This window comes from Variovorax sp. GW821-FHT09D07, from assembly GCF_059416345.1.
Genome location: NZ_JBWKOY010000002.1, coordinates 482661 through 499884 on the forward strand (window position 1 = coordinate 482661; position 17224 = coordinate 499884).

Annotated in this window: 15 protein-coding genes; 11 read left to right on the forward strand and 4 right to left on the reverse strand. The window is 68.9% G+C overall.

From position 1 onward, the window contains the following. From xdhB to AC07OX_RS08560, 8 genes are all read left to right on the forward strand, one after another. Complete coding sequence (gene xdhB / locus AC07OX_RS08525) at positions 1–2460, forward strand: xanthine dehydrogenase molybdopterin binding subunit (RefSeq protein ID WP_495260641.1); 2460 nt, start codon at positions 1–3, stop codon at positions 2458–2460. A 94-nt stretch (positions 2461–2554) separates the two neighbouring features. Then, positions 2555–3550, forward strand: coding sequence for a LysR family transcriptional regulator (locus tag AC07OX_RS08530; protein ID WP_062477499.1), 996 nt, complete (start codon positions 2555–2557; stop codon positions 3548–3550). A 76-nt stretch (positions 3551–3626) separates the two neighbouring features. Further along, positions 3627–5024, forward strand: a complete 1398-nt coding sequence (locus AC07OX_RS08535) for an NCS2 family permease (protein ID WP_062477503.1) — start codon at positions 3627–3629, stop codon at positions 5022–5024. Positions 5025–5123: 99 nt separating this feature from the next. Further along, positions 5124–6671, forward strand: coding sequence for an ABC transporter ATP-binding protein (locus AC07OX_RS08540; protein WP_095744201.1), 1548 nt, complete (start codon positions 5124–5126; stop codon positions 6669–6671). Then, on the forward strand, positions 6658–7830 hold the full coding sequence (locus AC07OX_RS08545) for an ABC transporter permease (RefSeq protein ID WP_095744202.1): 1173 nt from the start codon (positions 6658–6660) through the stop codon (positions 7828–7830). Before AC07OX_RS08540 ends, AC07OX_RS08545 begins: the two co-directional genes overlap by 14 nt. A 3-nt stretch (positions 7831–7833) precedes the next feature. Beyond that, positions 7834–8754, forward strand: a complete 921-nt coding sequence (locus tag AC07OX_RS08550; protein WP_062477512.1) for an ABC transporter permease — start codon at positions 7834–7836, stop codon at positions 8752–8754. Between the two features lie 52 nt (positions 8755–8806). Then, on the forward strand, positions 8807–9976 hold the full coding sequence (locus tag AC07OX_RS08555) for a BMP family ABC transporter substrate-binding protein (protein WP_495260640.1): 1170 nt from the start codon (positions 8807–8809) through the stop codon (positions 9974–9976). 84 nt (positions 9977–10060) lie between these two features. After that, on the forward strand, positions 10061–10438 hold the full coding sequence (locus tag AC07OX_RS08560; RefSeq protein ID WP_495260639.1) for a hypothetical protein: 378 nt from the start codon (positions 10061–10063) through the stop codon (positions 10436–10438). Positions 10439–10444: 6 nt separating this feature from the next. Here the strand turns inward: AC07OX_RS08560 and AC07OX_RS08565 are convergent, their stop codons facing one another. The 3 genes from AC07OX_RS08565 to fabA form a co-directional block, all read right to left on the reverse strand. Next, entirely contained in the window at positions 10445–10840 is a 396-nt protein-coding gene (locus tag AC07OX_RS08565) for a nuclear transport factor 2 family protein (protein ID WP_492729063.1), read from the reverse strand. Between the two features lie 104 nt (positions 10841–10944). Further along, the gene (gene fabB / locus AC07OX_RS08570) at positions 10945–12165 is read right to left on the reverse strand and encodes a beta-ketoacyl-ACP synthase I (protein ID WP_495260638.1); all 1221 of its coding nucleotides are present in this window, start codon (positions 12163–12165) and stop codon (positions 10945–10947) included. Between the two features lie 10 nt (positions 12166–12175). Continuing rightward, positions 12176–12691, reverse strand: coding sequence for a 3-hydroxyacyl-[acyl-carrier-protein] dehydratase FabA (fabA, locus tag AC07OX_RS08575; protein WP_056574156.1), 516 nt, complete (start codon positions 12689–12691; stop codon positions 12176–12178). Between the two features lie 233 nt (positions 12692–12924). On the opposite strand from fabA, the gene AC07OX_RS08580 reads away from it, so the two are divergent. Continuing rightward, on the forward strand, positions 12925–13992 hold the full coding sequence (locus AC07OX_RS08580) for an adenosine deaminase (protein WP_495260637.1): 1068 nt from the start codon (positions 12925–12927) through the stop codon (positions 13990–13992). On the opposite strand, the gene AC07OX_RS08585 is transcribed toward AC07OX_RS08580, so the two are convergent. Next, complete coding sequence (locus AC07OX_RS08585) at positions 13953–15266, reverse strand: MFS transporter (RefSeq protein WP_495260636.1); 1314 nt, start codon at positions 15264–15266, stop codon at positions 13953–13955. The genes AC07OX_RS08580 and AC07OX_RS08585 overlap by 40 nt on opposite strands. A gap of 106 nt (positions 15267–15372) precedes the next feature. On the opposite strand from AC07OX_RS08585, the gene AC07OX_RS08590 reads away from it, so the two are divergent. Then, on the forward strand, positions 15373–16326 hold the full coding sequence (locus tag AC07OX_RS08590; RefSeq protein ID WP_495260635.1) for a LysR substrate-binding domain-containing protein: 954 nt from the start codon (positions 15373–15375) through the stop codon (positions 16324–16326). Positions 16327–16414: 88 nt separating this feature from the next. After that, entirely contained in the window at positions 16415–17224 is an 810-nt protein-coding gene (locus AC07OX_RS08595) for a helix-turn-helix domain-containing protein (protein WP_495260634.1), read from the forward strand.

Below are 17224 nucleotides of genomic sequence, written 5' to 3' on the forward strand. Positions count from 1 at the left end.
ATGAACAAACCCATCGACGCCCGCCTGCTGCAGCCCGCGGAGGCCTTTGCCGACTACCTGAAGAACACCGCCGCCCGCATCGACGTGGGCGCCGAAGCGCTGGCGCACGGCCGCGGCATGCGCGTGGGCATCAGCCGCCCGCACGAGTCGGCGCACCTGCACGTGGCTGGCGAGGCCACCTACATCGACGACATTCCCGAGCTCGCCGGCACGCTGCACTGCGCGCTGGGCCTGTCGCCGGCCGCCAACGGCCGCGTGACGGCGCTGTCGCTCGACGCCATCCGCGCCATGCCCGGCGTGGTCACGGTGCTCACCGCCGACGACATTCCCGGCACCAACGACTGCGGCTCGATCATTCACGACGACCCGATCCTGCTGCCCGTGAACGACGGCGGCGAGATCCGCTACCTCGGCCAGCCCGTGTTCGCCGTGATCGCCGAGACGCGCGATGCCGCGCGCCGCGCTGCCGCCAAGGCCAAGGACGCGCTGACCATCGAGGCGCAGCCGCCCGTGCTCACGCCGCAGGACGCGCATGCGCGCGGCCAGTACGTGGTGCCGCCGATGCACATCGTGCGCAGCGGCGGGGCCGCCAATGGAGGCGACGAGGCCGCCGTGCGCGCCGCCATCGCGAAGGCGCCGCACCGCCACACCGCCACGCTCGACGTCGGCGGGCAGGAGCAGTTCTACCTCGAAGGCCAGATCAGCTACGCCATCCCGAAGGAGGGCGGCACGCTGCACATCCACTGCTCGACGCAGCACCCCAGCGAGATGCAGCACCTGGTGGCGCACGCGCTGCACCTGTCCTCGAACGAGGTGCACGTGGAATGCCGGCGCATGGGCGGCGGCTTCGGCGGCAAGGAATCGCAGTCGGCGCTGTTCGCCTGCGTGGCGGCCATCGCGGCGCGCCAGCTCCAGCGCCCCGTGAAGCTGCGCCTGGACCGCGACGACGACTTCATGATCACCGGCCGGCGCCACTGCTTCTGGTACGAGTACGACGTGGGCTACGACGACGAGGGCCGCATCCTCGGCGCCGAGATCACCATGGTGTCGCGCGCCGGCCACTCGGCCGACCTGTCGGGCCCGGTGATGACGCGCGCGCTGTGCCACTTCGACAACGCCTACTGGCTGCCCAACGTGAGCATGCACGGCTTCTCGGGCAGGACCAACACGCAGAGCAACACCGCCTTCCGCGGCTTCGGCGGCCCGCAGGGCGCCATCGCCATCGAGAACATCATGGACTCGGTGGCGCGCGAGCTGAAGCGCGACCCGCTCGACGTGCGGCGCGTCAACTTCTACGGCAAGGGCGAAAACAACGTCACGCCGTACCGCCAGACCGTGACCGACAACATCGTCCACGAACTCGTGGCCGAGCTGGAAGAAACCAGCGACTACCGCCTGCGCCGCGAGGAGATCGCCGCCTTCAATGCGAAGAGCCCGGTGCTCAAGCGCGGGCTGGCGCTGGCGCCGCTGAAGTTCGGCATCTCGTTCAACGTGAAGCACTTCAACCAGGCCGGCGCGCTCGTGCACGTGTACACCGACGGCTCGATCCTCGTGAACCACGGCGGCACCGAAATGGGCCAGGGCCTGAACACCAAGGTGGCGCAGGTGGTGGCGCACGAGCTGGGCGTGAGCTTCGAGCGCGTGCGCGTCACCGCGACCGACACGACCAAGGTGGCCAACACCTCGGCCACGGCCGCCTCGACCGGTGCCGACCTGAACGGCAAGGCCGCGCAGGACGCCGCCCGCCAGATCCGCGAACGCCTGGCTGCCTGCGCCGCCGAGCGCCATGGCGGCAACGCCGCCGACGTGCGCTTTGCCAACGACCAGGTCGAAGTGAACGGCCGCACGCTGGCCTTCAGCACCGTGGTGGGCGAGGCGTACCTCGACCGCAAGCAGCTGTGGTCCGACGGCTTCTACGCCACGCCCGGCCTGAGCTGGGACAAGGACAAGATGCAGGGCCGCCCGTTCTACTACTACGCCTACGGCGCGGCGGTGAGCGAGGTGGTGGTCGACACGCTCACCGGCGAATGGAAGCTCTTGCGCGCCGACATCCTGCACGACGCGGGCAAGTCGCTGAACCCGGCCGTGGACATCGGCCAGGTCGAGGGCGCCTTCATCCAGGGCATGGGCTGGCTCACGACCGAAGAACTGGTGTGGCACCCGGCGAGCGGCAAGCTCACCACGCACGCGCCGAGTACCTACAAGATCCCGACGGCCAACGACTGCCCGCCGGTGTTCAACGTGTGCCTGTTCGAGGGCCAGAACTTCGAAGACTCGATCCACCGCAGCAAGGCCGTCGGTGAACCGCCGCTGTTGCTGCCGTTCTCGGTGTTCTTCGCGATCCGCGATGCCGTGTCGGCCGCGGGCGGGCACCGGGTCGATCCGCCGCTGAAGGCGCCGGCCACGAGCGAATCCATCCTCCGCGCCCTGACCGCGGTGCAGGCAGCCTCTGGCGAATGAGCACCGGCCGTGCTCGCACGGTCCGAGCGTCCTTCCGTTCTCCAAATGCTGCGCTGTATAACTGTTCGCACAGACAAGAAAGGTGTGAACAGCCATGAGAGACCAGGCGCTTTTCGACAAGATCGACCTTCATCTGATTCGGGTGCTTCATACCGTGCTGACCGACCGCAGCGTCTCGCGCGCCGCCATCCGCCTGGGCATGTACCAGCCGGCCGTCTCGGCCGCGCTGAAGCGCCTGCGCGAGCTGTCGGGCGACCCGCTGCTGGTGCGCTCGGGCTCGGGCATGGTGCCCACCGACGCGGGGCTGCGCATGATCGAGCCCGCGGCCAGCATCCTGCGGGCGGCCGAGATGCTGTTCTCGGATGCGCGGGGTTTCGAGCCGCAGTCGGCGGCCACCACGTTCCGCATCGCGGCCAGCGACTACATGGACCCGCTGTTCCTGCCGATGCTGGTGGCGCAGGTCAAGCGCGAGGCGCCGCTGTGCCAGATCGAGATCCATGCGCTCTCGCCCGACTCGGACTACCACGGGCACCTGGCGCTCGGACAGGTCGACCTGGTGATCGGCAACTGGCTCAAGCCGCCGGAAGACCTGCACATGGCGCGCCTGTTCGGCGACGAGGTGGTGTCGCTGGTCAACCAGGACCATCCGGCCGTGCGGCGCGGGTGGGACCTGGAAACCTGGCTGGCGGCCGAGCACATCGCGCCCACGCCCATGCACCCGGGCGGGCGCGGCATCATCGACCAGATGCTCGACGAGCTGGGGCGGCAGCGCAACATCACGGCGCGCTGCGCGCACTTCAGCCTCATCCCGGACATGGTGGCCTCGAGCCTGCTGGTGCTCACCACCGGGCGCCAGTACTGCGAGCGTTTTGCCGCACGGCTGCCCGTGAAGATCCTCGAGTGCCCGGCTGCCTTGCCGCGCCTCATGTACTACCAGCTCTGGCACGAACGCACGCATTCGTCGAGCTCCGCGCGCTGGCTGCGCGAATGCATCAAGGGCGTGGCGGCGTCGCTGCGGCCCGGCTTCGATGCCGCGCCTGCCGCCACTGCCCGAACCCTGCCGGCTGAGCCGCTTTCCGATCCTCCCTGAGCCCTCCGTCGCGCCGGCGTCGCGACCGAGGCAACGATGAACGAACCGCCACATACAACAGCTGGAGACAAGCGAAATGAACAGGTATGAAGAGGTGCCCAAGGCCACCACTCCCCGGGCCGCCGGGGCCACCGAGGCGGCGCCGTTGCGTGCGGCCACCGCACCGGCCAACGCCGGTCTGCTGGAACGCTTTTTCAAGCTGACCGAGCACAACACCACCGTGCGCACCGAAGTCATCGCAGGGCTGACCACCTTCCTGACGATGGCCTACATCATCTTCGTGAACCCGTCGATCCTCGGGGACGCGGGCATGCCCAAGGGCGCGGTCTTCGTCGCCACCTGCCTGATCGCGGCCATCGGCACGCTGATCATGGGCCTGTACGCCAACTACCCGATCGCCATGGCGCCGGGCATGGGCCTGAACGCCTACTTTGCCTACGTGGTCGTGCTCGGCATGGGCTACACGTGGCAGACCGCGCTGGGCGCAGTGTTCATCTCGGGCTGTCTGTTCCTGATCGTGACGGTCACCGGGTTGCGGGAGCTGTTCATCGCGGGCATACCGCAGTCCTTGCGAACGGCGATCACCGTGGGCATCGGCATGTTCCTGGCGCTCATCGCACTCAAGAGCGCGGGCGTGGTCGCGGCCTCGCCGGCCACCTTCGTCACGCTGGGCGACCTGCACTCGGCCCCCGTGATCCTGGCGACCATCGGCTTCCTCATGATCGTGGCGCTCGACCGGCTCAAGGTGCGCGGCGCCATCCTGATCGGCATCCTCACGGTGACGGTGCTGTCGTTCTTCTTCGGCGGCAACAAGTTCCACGGCGTGTTCGACGCACCGCCGTCCATCGCGCCCACCTTCATGCAGCTGGACATCCTGAGCGCGCTCAAGGGCGGCATCCTGAACGTGGTGCTGGTGTTCTTCCTGGTCGAGATGTTCGACGCCACCGGCACGCTGATGGGCGTGGCCAAGCGCGCCGGCCTGCTGGTGCCGGGCAAGATGGAACGCATGAACAAGGCGCTGTTGGCCGACAGCGGCGCGATCTTCGCGGGCTCGCTGCTGGGCACCTCGAGCACCACGGCCTACGTGGAAAGCGCGGCCGGCGTGCAAGCGGGCGGTCGCACCGGCCTCACGGCCGTGGTGGTGGCAGTGCTGTTCCTGGCCTGCCTGATGATCTCGCCGCTGGCGGGCTCGGTGCCGGCCTACGCCACCGCACCGGCGCTGCTCTTCGTGGGCTGCCTGATGCTGCGCGACCTGGTCGAGCTCGACTGGGAAGACACCACCGAGGTGATCCCGGCGGCCGTCACGGCGCTGGCCATGCCTTTCACCTACTCGATCGCCAACGGCCTGGCCTTCGGCTTCATCACCTACGCCGTGCTCAAGCTGTGCACCGGCCGGGCACGGGAAGTGCATGCGATGGTGTGGGTGATCGCGGCGATCTTCCTGTTCAAGTTCGCCTACATCGGCGGACACTGAAGGACGCGCCGTCGGGCGCCGATGGTCGCGGGGACGCTATTAAACTTATAGCTGTCCCCGCTTGTTGATGTTGAACGAGACAAACCCACGAAACCCGGCATGACAACCCCCAGACTCCAGTTGGCGCACATCACCAAGCGGTACCCCGCGGTGGTGGCCAACAGCGACATCTCCCTGGCCGTGCAGCCCGGCGAAATCCATGCCGTGCTCGGAGAGAACGGCGCGGGCAAATCGACCCTGATGAAGATCATCTACGGCTCGGTCAAGCCCGACGAAGGCACCGTCACCTTCGACGGCCAGGCGGTGAACCTGCGCAACCCGCAGCAGGCGCGCGCGCTGGGCATCAGCATGGTGTTCCAGCACTTCAGCCTGTTCGACACGCTCACCGTGGCCGAGAACGTCTGGCTGGGCCTGGACAAGTCGCTCGCGCTGGCCGAGGTGGCCCGCAGCATCACTGCCAAGGCCAGCGAGTACGGCCTGGACATCGACCCCTCGCGCCCCGTGCACACGCTGTCGGTGGGCGAGATGCAGCGGGTGGAGATCATCCGCGCGCTGCTCACCAACCCCAAGCTGCTGATCCTGGACGAGCCGACCTCGGTGCTCACGCCGCAGGCCGTGATCCGCCTGTTCGGCGTGCTGAACAAGTTGGCCTCGGAAGGCTGCAGCATCCTGTACATCAGCCACAAGCTGCACGAGATCCAGGAGCTGTGCACCGCCTGCACCGTGCTGCGCGGCGGCAAGGTCACGGGCGTGTGCAACCCGCGCAACGAGAGCACCGAATCGCTCTCGCGCCTGATGATCGGCAGCGAGCCGCCGCCGCTGCAGCACCGCCCGCTGCATGCCGGCGCAGTGGCGCTGCGCGTGCAGGGCCTGAAGCTGGCGCGCGAGGACCAGTTCGGCGTCGACCTGGACGGCATCTCGTTCGACGTGCGCGCGGGCGAGGTCGTCGGCATCGCCGGCGTCTCGGGCAACGGCCAGAAGGAACTGCTGTACACGCTCTCGGGCGAAGACGTGCGCGCCGAGCCCGCCATGGTGCGCGTGTTCGACCAGCCGGCCGGCCGGCTGCGCCCGCGTGCGCGGCGTGCGCTGGGCCTGCATTTCGTGCCCGAGGAGCGGCTGGGGCGCGGCGCCGTGCCCACGCTGGGCCTGGCGCACAACCTGCTGCTCACGCGCAGCAACGCGGTGGGCAAGGGCGGCTGGATCCGCACCGCCGAGCTCGACAAGCAGGCGCGTTCCATCATCGATCGCTTCAAGGTGAAGGCCGGCGGCCCGGGCGCGGCGGCGCGCTCGCTGTCGGGCGGCAACCTGCAGAAGTTCATCGTCGGTCGCGAGATCGACGCCAACCCCAAACTCTTCATCGTCTCGCAACCCACCTGGGGCGTGGACGTGGGCGCGGCCGCGCTCATCCACGCCGAGATCCTGGCGCTGCGCGACGCCGGCTGCGCCGTGCTCGTGATCAGCGAGGAGCTCGACGAGCTGTTCAACATCTGCGACCGGCTGCACGTGATCGCCAAGGGGCGGCTGTCGCCCTCGATCGACCGCGCGGCGGCCACGCTGCCGCAGATCGGCGAGTGGATGAGCGGCCTGTGGCCGCAGGCGCAGCCCCACCAGAACAACAAGAAGGAGGGCGCGCATGCTCAAGCTTGAACCCCGTCCGGAGCTGTCGCGCTTCTGGAGCTATGGCTCGCCGATCCTGGCGCTGCTGATCACCGTGCTCATCGGCGTGGCGCTGTTCGCCGCGCTGGGCAAGGACCCGGTCAAGGGCCTGCAGGTGTTCTTCTACGAGCCGATCAAGAGCGGCTACGCCATCGGCGAGCTGATGGTCAAGGCCACGCCGCTGCTCATCATTGCGCTCGGCCTGGCCGTGTGCTTTCGCTCCAACGTCTGGAACATCGGCGCCGAAGGGCAGTTCGTGTGCGGCGCCATCGCGGCGGGCGGCGTGGCGCTCCTGGCCGACAAGAGCACCGGCAGCTGGATCGTCGTGGCCATCCTGCTGGCGGGCATCCTGGGGGGCATGGTGTGGGCGGGCATCGTCGCGTTCCTGCGCGACAAGTTCAACGCCAACGAAATCCTCGTGAGCCTGATGCTGGTCTACGTGGCCACGCTGATGCTGAGCTACCTGGTCTTCGGCCCCTGGAAAGACCCGCAGGGCTACAACTTTCCGCAGACCAAGACCTTCGAGGCGGTGACGCAGATCCCGCGGCTCATGAAGGGTTCGCGCGTGTCGATCGGGCTGATCATCGCGCTCGTCGGCGCGGGCGCGCTGTGGGTGTTCCTGTTCCGCACGCGCGCGGGCTTCGCGCAGCAGGTCGGCGGGCTGGCGCCGGCGGCGGCGCGCTATGCCGGCTTCTCGGCACGCCGCGCCGTGTGGATCGCGCTGCTCACCTCGGGCGGTGCGGCCGGCCTGGCGGGCGCGCTCGAAGTGGCGGGTCCCATCGGCCAGCTCACGCCGTACGTGCCCGCGGGCTACGGCTTCGCGGCCATCATCGTGGCCTTCGTCGGGCGGCTGCATCCGGTGGGCATGATCTTCTCGGCGATCCTGATGAGCATGTTCTACATCGGCGGCGAGCTCGCGCAGTCGCGCCTGGGCCTGCCCAAGTCGCTCACCGGCGTGTTCCAGGGCCTGCTGCTGTTCACGCTCCTGGCCTGCGACACGCTCATCGCCTACCGCATCCGCCGCAAGGCCGGCGCCAAGGCCGCGACGCTGACCACGAGCTCGCTGCAGGTCAGCACGCCGATCACGGCGCCGACCGCGCCCGTTGCGCCAATCGCACCCACCACGCGTGCCACCGAAGGGGGTCTCTGAACCATGGAAAGCTACGCACTCCTCTTGGGCTCGACCCTGAGCGCGGGCACCGTGCTCGCCATCGCGGCGCTGGGCCTGTTGATCAACGAGAAGGCCGGCGTCGTCAACCTCGGCGCCGAGGGCATGATGCTGTGCGCCGCCATCGCGGGCTTCGCGACGGTGGTCATCACGCACAACCCCTGGCTCGGCTTCCTGGCCGGCATGGCGGCCGGTGCCTTGCTCGCGGCCTTCTTCGGCGTGCTCGTGATCTGGCTCAACACCAACCAGTACGCGACGGGGCTGGCGCTGAGCCTGTTCGGCGTCGGCTTCTCGGCCTTCGCGGGCATCAGCTTCGTGCAGGCCAAGCTGCCCGAGAGCACGCCCTTCGCCATTCCCGTGCTGGCCGACATTCCGCTGGCCGGCCCGGCGCTGTTCCGGCACCACCCGATGGTGTACGTGGCCGTGCTGTTGACCATCGGGCTCATCTGGTTTTTGTACCGCACCCGCGCCGGCCTCGTGCTGCGCTCGGTGGGCGAGTCGCCCGAGTCGGCGCATGCGCTGGGCTACCCGGTGCGGCGCATCCGCTTCCTGGCGGTGATCGCGGGCGGCGCGCTGTGCGGGCTGGCGGGTGCGTACCTGTCGACCGTGTACACGCCGCTGTGGGTCGAGGGCATGGTCGCCGGGCGCGGCTGGATCGCGCTGGCGCTGACCACCTTCGCCACCTGGCGCCCGGTCCGCGTGCTGCTCGGCGCCTACCTGTTCGGCGGCGTCTCGATGCTGGGTTTCCACCTGCAGAGCAGCGGCGTCGACGTGCCCTCGCAGTTCCTCAGCATGGCCCAGTACATCGCGCCGATCGTGGTGCTGGCGCTGATCTCGCGCAACCCCGCCTTCATCCGCATCAACATGCCGGCATCGATGGGGAAACCGTTCTACCCCGGCTCATAATCGCGTTCTCGTTTTTTTGCCAACCCGTCCTTTTCTTCTGAGGATTTCGACAATGAATGATCTGAACAAGCGTTCCCTGCTCAAGCTCGCGGCACTCACCGCAGTGGCTTCGGCGGCCCTCATCGGCTGCGGCAAGAAGGAAGAGGCGGCCGCCCCCGCTGCACCGCCGGCCCCGGCCCCTGCAGCCGCACCGGCCCCCGCGCCAGCAGCCCCGCTGAACATCGCATTCGCCTATGTCGGTCCCGTGGGCGACGGCGGCTGGTCCTTCGCGCACGACAACGCCCGCAAGGCGCTCGAGAAGGAATTCGGCGACAAGATCAAGACCACTTTTGTCGAAAGCGTGCCCGAGTCGGCCGACGCCGAGCGCGTGTTCCGCGACTTCGTGGGCCAGGGCAACAAGCTGATCTTCGGCACCACCTTCGGCTACATGGAGCCCATGCTCAAGGTCGCCAACGACAGCAAGGACGTGAAGTTCGAGCATGCCACCGGCTACAAGACCGCCGAGAACATGCGCACCTACGACAGCCGCACCTACGAAGGCGCGTACATGGCCGGCGTGATCGCCGGTTCGATGACCAAGAGCAACACGCTGGGCGTGGTCGGCTCGGTGCCGATTCCTGAAGTGCTGCGCAACATCAACAGCTTCACGCTGGGCGCGCAGTCGGTCAACCCGAAGATCACGACCAAGGTCGTGTGGGTGAACGAGTGGTTCAGCCCGCCCAAGGAAACCGAAGCCGCCACCGCCCTCATCAACGGCGGGGCCGACGTGCTGTTCCAGAACACCGACTCGCCGGCCGTGCTCAAGACCGCGCAAGAAAAGGGCAAGCGCGCCTTCGGCTGGGACTCCGACATGACCGCCTACGGCCCGAAGGCCCACCTGGGCTCGGCCATCATCAACTGGGCGCCGTACTACATCAAGACCACCCAAGACGCGCTGGACGGCAAGTGGGCCACCGGCCAGACCTGGTGGGGCGTGAAGGAAGGCGCGATCGACATCGTCTCGATCGCCGAAGACGTGCCTGCCGAAGCCAAGGCCAAGGTCGAGGAAATCAAGAAGGGCCTGAAGGACGGCAGCTTCTCGATCTGGAAGGGCCCGATCGTCGGCCAGGACGGCAAGGAGCTGATCGCCAAGGACGCGGTCGCCGACGACAAGTTCCTGTCGGGCGTGAACTTCTACGTCAAGGGCGTGGAAGGCAAGGTGCCGGGCGGCGACAAGAAGTAATCATTGATCGATCGCTTCGGCGATTGCCACGAGAAGGGTCGTCTGCGGACGGCCCTTTTTTCATTCAGGAAAAGGATTCACACCATGAAGCTGCAAGGGGTCATGGCGGCAGGCGCGGCACTGCTGGCCGTGTCGATGTCGTTCGCCGCACCGTCGACGTTCTCGAAGGAAGAGCAGCGCCTGCGCAAGGCCGTGGACGATGCGGAAATGTGCTTTCACTTCGCCGGCGAATTCAACGGCGACGGGTCGGCGCACGACAAGGAAGTGGCGCGTCAGCAGCGCCAGCATTGCGGCAAGGAAGGCCAGCAGCTGGTGCTGCGCGCCTACCGCAAGAACCCGCAGGATGCGCGCCTCTACCCGGCGGTGCTGCGGCTGGACGGGTTGATGCCGGGGCTCACGTTGCCTGCGGCCGAGAAGGCCCGGCTGTGCGCCGTGGCCAGGACGGAACTGGCCTGCCCCTGAGCGCGTTTACTGCTGCGCCGCCGCCTGCAGCTGCGCCGCCATCTTCTGGTGGATCAGGTTCACGGCCTTCAGCGGCCGCAGCATCACCTTGAACTCGGTGATCCGGCCTTCGGCGTTCCACTTCATCATGTCCACGCCGTTGATGGCGATGCCGTCCAGTTCGAGTTCGAACTCGAGCACGGCGTCGGTCGGGCCCTGGAGCTCGCGCACGTAGCGGAAGCTCTCGTTGAAGAAGACCTGGAAGGCCGCGGCGAGGTACTGCTTGGTGATCGCCTTGCCGACCTGCGGCCGGTGCACCACGGGCGAGAGGAAGACGGCGTCGTCGGCCAGCAGGGCGTCGAGGCCCGCCACGTCGCGTGTCTTGACGAGCCGGTGCCAGGTGGAAAGGGTGTCGATCGCCATGGGTCTCCTCGCGCGGTGGATGGATGGAAGAACGGAAAACCCAGTCTAGCGAAGCGCCTGCGGGCCCGTCGTCGCGGGCGCGACGGGGCCGGCAGGCGGCCGGGCTACGCGCCCTGCCAGCGCTTGAGCACCAGCGTGGCGTTGGTGCCGCCGAAGCCGAAGCTGTTGCTCATCACGGTGTCGACCGTGGCGTTCTCGCGCGTGGCGGTGAGGATGGGCATGTCGGCCACTTCGGGGTCGAGGGCCTCGATGTTGGCCGAGCCGGCCATGAAGTGGCCTTCCATCATCAGCAGGCAGTAGATCGCCTCGTGCACGCCGGCGGCGCCCAGCGAGTGGCCCGACAGGCTCTTGGTGGAGCTGATGGCCGGCGCCTTGTCGCCGAAGACTTCGCGCACGCCCTTCATTTCCATGACGTCGCCGACGGGCGTCGAGGTGCCGTGGGTGTTCAGGTAGTCGATGGGCGTGTCGACGGTCGACAGCGCCATCTGCATGCAGCGCACGGCGCCTTCGCCGCTGGGCGCGACCATGTCGTAGCCGTCGGAGGTGGCGCCGTAGCCGACGATCTCGGCGTAGATCTTGGCGCCACGCGCCAGTGCATGGTCGAGCGACTCGACCACGACCATGCCGCCGCCGCCGGCGATGACGAAGCCGTCGCGCTCGGCGTCGTAGGCGCGCGAGGCCTTTTCAGGGGTCTCGTTGTACTTGGTGGACAGCGCGCCCATGGCGTCGAACAGGAACGACTGGGTCCAGTGTTCTTCCTCGCCGCCGCCGGCGAACACGATGTCCTGCTTGCCCATCTGGATCTGCTCCATGGCGTTGCCGATGCAGTGCGCGCTGGTGGCGCAGGCCGAGGCGATGGAGTAGTTCAGGCCCTTGATCTTGAAGGGCGTGGCCAGGCAGGCCGACACGGTGCTGCTCATGGTGCGCGTCACGCGGTAGGGGCCCACGCGCTTGACGCCCTTTTCGCGCAGCAGGTCGAGCGCTTCCATCTGGTTCAGCGTGGAGGCGCCGCCCGAGCCGGCGATGAGGCCGGTGCGCGGGTTCGACACCTGCTCCTCGGTCAGGCCGGCATCGGCAATGGCGTCCTTCATGGCCAGGTAGGCGTAGGCCGCCGCATGGCCGACGAAGCGATAGAGCTTGCGGTCGATGAGGTCTTCGAGGGGAAGGTCGATGGAGCCGGCCACCTGGCTGCGCAGGCCCATTTCGGCGTAGGCCGGCTGGAACCGGATGCCGGGGCGGCTGGCGCGCAGGTTGGCGGAGACGGTCTCCTTGTCGTTGCCCAGGCACGAAACGATGCCCAGACCGGTGATGACGACGCGGCGCATGGCGAAACCCTCAGAAGTTGTCGGTGGAAGTGAACACGCCGACCCGCAGGCCCTCGGCGGTGTAGATCTGGCGGCCGTCGACGCTCACCGAGCCGTCGGCGATGGCCAGGTTCAGCTTGCCCTTGAGCACGCGCTTGATCTGGATGCTGTAGGTGACGAGCTTGGCGGTCGGCAGGACCTGGCCCGTGAACTTCACTTCGCCCGAGCCCAGGGCGCGGCCGCGGCCCGGCAGGCCCTGCCAGCCGAGGAAGAAGCCCACCAGCTGCCACATGGCGTCCAGGCCCAGGCAGCCCGGCATCACCGGGTCGCCTTCGAAGTGGCAGGCGAAAAACCACAGGTCGGGCGTGATGTCGAGTTCGGCCGTGAGTTCGCCCTTGCCGTAGGTACCGCCTTCGGCGCTGATGTGGGTGATGCGGTCCACCATCAGCATGTTCGGGGCGGGCAGCTGTGCGTTGCCGGGGCCGAACAGTTCGCCGCGGCTGCAGCGCAGCAGGTCTTCGCGGGTGAAGGCGTTTTGTAGGGTCATGCGAGTCGATCAAGGACGGCGCCAGGGCACGAATGCACGCTGGGCGCGGATTGGAGGGAACACGCCCGATGCCGGGCCTGCCGGGGTCCAAGCCTAGCGCATCCGCCATGGCCTGATTTGACCCAGATCAGTTTGGGGGAAATGGGGCTGGCAGCGTATACGTTTTCGGGGATGCCGCGCAGGGTGTCTGCCCTTATGCTGTGCGCGATCACAACGTCGATTTCCCACGCCCCATGACCGATTCCAGCCGCCCCCTCTTCGACCCCAGCTTCGCGCAGCGCATCCCCGCCGAACGCCTGCCCGAGCTGCTGCGCGCCATGCCCAAGGCCGAGCTGCACATGCACATCGAAGGCTCGCTCGAGCCCGAGCTGATCTTCGCGCTCGCGCAGCGAAACGGTGTCTCGATCCCGTATGCCAGCGTGGAAGACCTGCGCAAGGCCTACGCCTTCACCAACCTGCAGACCTTTCTCGACATCTACTACGCCGGCGCCAGCGTGCTGCTGAAAGAGCAGGACTTCTACGACATGGCCTGGGCCTACCTGGAGCGCGCCGCCGCCGACCAGGTGGTGCACACCGAGATGTTCTTCGACCCGCAGACGCACACGGCGCGCGGCGTGTCGATGGAGACGGTGGTCAACGGCCTGCACCGCGCCTGCGTCGATGCGCTGCCCAAGCTGGGCGTGAGCGCCTCGCTCATCCTGTGCTTCCTGCGCCACCTGAGTGAGGAAGAGGCCTTCGAGACGCTGGAGCAGGCGCTGCCGTACCGCGACAAATTCATCGGCGTGGGGCTCGACTCGAGCGAGGTCGGCCACCCGCCCGAGAAGTTCGCGCGCGTGTTCGCGCGCTGCCGCGAGCTGGGCTTCCACCTCGTCGCGCACGCGGGCGAAGAGGGCCCGCCGGCCTACGTGTGGAGCGCGCTCGACGTGCTGAAGGTCGAGCGCGTCGACCACGGCGTGCAAAGCGCGAAGGACCCGGCGCTGATGAAGCGGCTGGCGCAGGACCGCATTCCGCTCACCGTGTGCCCGCTGTCGAACCTCAAGCTGTGCGTGTTCCCCGACCTGTCGCAGCACAACCTGGGCGCGCTGCTCGACGCGGGGCTGGTCGCCACCGTCAACTCGGACGACCCGGCCTACTTCGGCGGCTACATGAACCAGAACTTCACGCAGACCTTCGCCGCGACCGGCCTGGGCGTGCAGCAGGCCTGGCAGCTCGCGGCCAACAGCTTCGAGGGCAGCTTCATCGACGCGGCCGCCAAGCGCGCCTACGTCGACCGGCTCAACGCCGTCTTCGCGGCCTTCTGAGCGAGCTCGGCCGTGCAGGCGCCGGGACCGGCGTCGCGGCGCGGCACGAGCAGCGGCATCGCCACCAGCGCACAGGCGCTGGCCGCCAGCCACACGACCGGCCAGCCCTGCAGCGCCAGCAGGTGTGGAATCGAGAAGGGCGTGACGAAGCACACGAGGAACACGCTGGTGTTCGCCATGCCCAATGCGGTGCCGGCGCGCGCCGCGCCGGCCAGCGTGGCCAGCTCGGTGTAGGCCACGCCGTGCCAGGCCGACACGCACACGCCGCTGACGGCCAGCAGCGCGATCAGCGCCAGCCGCAGAGGCGCGGACGGCGCCTCGGTGCCCGCTGCCATCACCAGCGCGGCCAGGCCCGCGAACAGCAGCACGCTGAGCGCGCTGCAGGCCCGCAGGTAAGCCGGACGGTTGCGCCGGCGGTCGGTCCAGCGGCCGCTCCACACGCGCATCGCCATCGCGCCGACCTGCACGAAGACCATGGCGGCGGTGATCGTGCCCAGGCCCACGTGGCCGAAGTCGTGCAGGAACACCGTGCCGAAGGACAGCACCGCGAACTGCGGCGCGCACAGGATGCCGATGCCGGCCACGATGCGCCACACGCGCACGTCGCGCAGCGGGCCGGTCTTCGGTGCGGCGGCCTCGGTGGTCTTTGGGTGCGGCGTGATAGGCGGCTCGTGCACCCAGGCCCAGCTCATCGCCGCGCTCAGCGCGCACAGCAGCGCCAGCAGGCCGTACAGCGCGGCAAAGCCGAAGTGCAGCGCCACGAAGGGCAGCACCAGCGCACCGATGCCGCCGCCCATCGGCACGGCGGTCTGGCGGATGCTCATGGCCAGGCCGCGTTCGCCGGCGTCGAACCAGGTCATCACCGCGCGCCCGCTGGCGCCGTTCACGCTGCCGCCGAGCAGGCCCACCAGCAGCAGCCCCGCGCCCAGCACGCCGAGGCCCGGCACATGGCCGGCGCCCGGCGCGGCCCACAGCGCCATCGCCATCAGCGCGATCGCCGTGCTGCCCAGCCCGGCCAGCAGCACAGGGCGGTCGCCCCAGCGGTCGGTCAGCAGGCCCCAGGGCAGCTCGCTCACGGCGATGCCCAGGCCCATGAGGCCGAGCACCAGGCCGAGCGCGGCGTTGTCCAGCTGGTAGCCGGTGCGCATGAGCACGGCGGTCATGGGAATGCCGCTGAATGCGACCGAGAAGGCCGCGTTGGCGGCCACGCCGGCGGCGAGCACCTTCCAGCGGTGGCGGGGCGACAGCGGGGTGGAGGAGGGCGATTGGGTCATGTTGCAGCGCAGTGTCTGCCGCTGCAAAGGTTTTGAAAATCAGAAAATAATGAGTGGATCGTCCTGAAATTCAGGATGATCGAAAAGCCTCATGCAAGGACCCGCGATGACCCAGGTGATGTTCGACCTCGACGTGCTGCGCACCTTTTCCACCGGCATGGCCCTCGGCAGCTACGCGCGTGCGGCCGACAAGCTGGGCCGCTCGACCTCGGCCGTGAGCGCGCAGCTCAAGAAGCTGGAGTCGCAGGCCGGCACCGTGCTGTTCCGCAAGGAGGGCCGCGGCCTCGCGCTCACCGACGCGGGCGAGACGCTGCTGGCCTACGCGCACCGCATGCTCGAGCTCAACGACGAGGCCAGCGCCGCCCTGCGTGGCGCCGACCTGCAGGGCTGGGTGCGGCTGGGCCTGCAGGAAGACTTCGGCGAGACCCTGCTGCCGGCCGTGCTCGGCCGCTTCGCGCGCGCCCACCCCAAGGTGCGCATCGAGGCCTGCGTGGCGCGCAGCGGCGAGCTGCGCGAGCGGCTCGAGCTGGGCCAGCTCGACCTGGCACTGGCCTGGGACGCGGGCGACCAGCCGCTGTCGCCGCATGCCGAGCGCGTGGCGCGGATGCCGCTGCTGTGGATCGGCCCCACGGCGCCCGAGCGCGTCGATGCGCCCTGGTGGACCGAGCGCGAGCACCGCGCGGGCGTTCGCACCGTGAAGAGCAAGGAGCCGCTGCCGCTCATCATGCTGGACGCCCCGTGCCCGCTGCGCGAGATCGTCATCACCGCGCTCGACCGCGCCGGCCTGCCGTGGCGCCGCGCCTTCGGCAGCGCCAGCCTGGCGGCGCTGTGGGCCGCGACCTCGGCCGGCCTGGGCCTGACCGTGCGCACGCCGTTCGGCTTGCCTGCGCATGTGCGCGCGCTCGACCGCGCGGTGCTCTCGCTGCCGGCGCTGCCGCAGATCTCGCTCGTGCTGTATCGCGCGCAGGCCCGCGCCGAGGCGCCGGCGAGCCGGCTGGCCACGCTGCTGCTCGAGGCCGTGCGCCAGCATCTGCAGGTCGAGACCGTGCAACCCCGCTGAGCGCAGGCCCTTGCGCGGGCCGCCGCCGGGATGCGTGAGAATCCGCCGCTGGAGACAAGTACAAGAGACAAGACCCAAGCGAGACGGCATGACCACCACGCGGCACAACTCCCTGCACCTGTGGGACGACAGGTTCCTCTACATCACGCCGGCGATCCAGTCGGGGCTCACGGCCCGTTCGTCGGCCACGCTGCTGGCGTCGGTCAGCGGCCATCCCTTCACGCTGGAGGCGGTCGACGGCACGCGCGTGCGCTGCACCGCCGCGCTGGTGGGGCCGCACGTGTCGCGCCGGCTCGACGTCGACGGCTGCGGGCTGCTGTCGCTCAACCTCGACCCGGCCTCCAGCGCCTACCGCATGCTCTCGCGGCACATGGGCGGCCACGGCATCCAGCCGATCGACGCGCGCCGCTTCGGCCGCACGCGCGACGACTTCGAACCGGCGCAGCACGGCGCGCTGTCCGACCGGCGCCTGCAGATGCTGAGCGCGAAGCTGGTCACGTCGATCACCGAGAGCCCCGAGCTGCAGGCCGCCATCGACCCGCGCATCGACCGCGTGCTGCAGGCCATCCGCACGCATGCGGGGCAGATCCCGCTGCGCGAGCTGTCGGCGCTGGCCTTTCTCTCGCCCGACCGGCTCACGCACCTGTTCGCGCAGCAGGTGGGCGTGTCGATCAAGCGCTATGCGCTGTGGACCAAGGTGCGCCGCACGGTGCAGCAGTTCACCGCGCGCCGCCCGCTGACCGACGTGGCGCTGGCCAGCGGCTTCACCGACGCGGCGCACATGAGCCGCACCTTCCAGCGCTACTTCGGCCTGTCGCCGTCCTTCCTGTCGAACCAGGTGCGCGTGACGGCCGACGAGCAGGCCTCGCACGCGTGGGGGCGCGGGCTCGCGCACTGA

Coding starts and splice junctions, on each gene's coding strand:
- xdhB (WP_495260641.1), top strand. CDS start 1: ATGAACAAACCCATCGACGCCCGCCTGCTGCAGCCCGCGGAGGCCTTT.
- AC07OX_RS08530 (WP_062477499.1), top strand. CDS start 2,555: ATGAGAGACCAGGCGCTTTTCGACAAGATCGACCTTCATCTGATTCGG.
- AC07OX_RS08535 (WP_062477503.1), top strand. CDS start 3,627: ATGAACAGGTATGAAGAGGTGCCCAAGGCCACCACTCCCCGGGCCGCC.
- AC07OX_RS08540 (WP_095744201.1), top strand. CDS start 5,124: ATGACAACCCCCAGACTCCAGTTGGCGCACATCACCAAGCGGTACCCC.
- AC07OX_RS08545 (WP_095744202.1), top strand. CDS start 6,658: ATGCTCAAGCTTGAACCCCGTCCGGAGCTGTCGCGCTTCTGGAGCTAT.
- AC07OX_RS08550 (WP_062477512.1), top strand. CDS start 7,834: ATGGAAAGCTACGCACTCCTCTTGGGCTCGACCCTGAGCGCGGGCACC.
- AC07OX_RS08555 (WP_495260640.1), top strand. CDS start 8,807: ATGAATGATCTGAACAAGCGTTCCCTGCTCAAGCTCGCGGCACTCACC.
- AC07OX_RS08560 (WP_495260639.1), top strand. CDS start 10,061: ATGAAGCTGCAAGGGGTCATGGCGGCAGGCGCGGCACTGCTGGCCGTG.
- AC07OX_RS08565 (WP_492729063.1), bottom strand. CDS start 10,840: ATGGCGATCGACACCCTTTCCACCTGGCACCGGCTCGTCAAGACACGC.
- fabB (WP_495260638.1), bottom strand. CDS start 12,165: ATGCGCCGCGTCGTCATCACCGGTCTGGGCATCGTTTCGTGCCTGGGC.
- fabA (WP_056574156.1), bottom strand. CDS start 12,691: ATGACCCTACAAAACGCCTTCACCCGCGAAGACCTGCTGCGCTGCAGC.
- AC07OX_RS08580 (WP_495260637.1), top strand. CDS start 12,925: ATGACCGATTCCAGCCGCCCCCTCTTCGACCCCAGCTTCGCGCAGCGC.
- AC07OX_RS08585 (WP_495260636.1), bottom strand. CDS start 15,266: ATGACCCAATCGCCCTCCTCCACCCCGCTGTCGCCCCGCCACCGCTGG.
- AC07OX_RS08590 (WP_495260635.1), top strand. CDS start 15,373: ATGACCCAGGTGATGTTCGACCTCGACGTGCTGCGCACCTTTTCCACC.
- AC07OX_RS08595 (WP_495260634.1), top strand. CDS start 16,415: ATGACCACCACGCGGCACAACTCCCTGCACCTGTGGGACGACAGGTTC.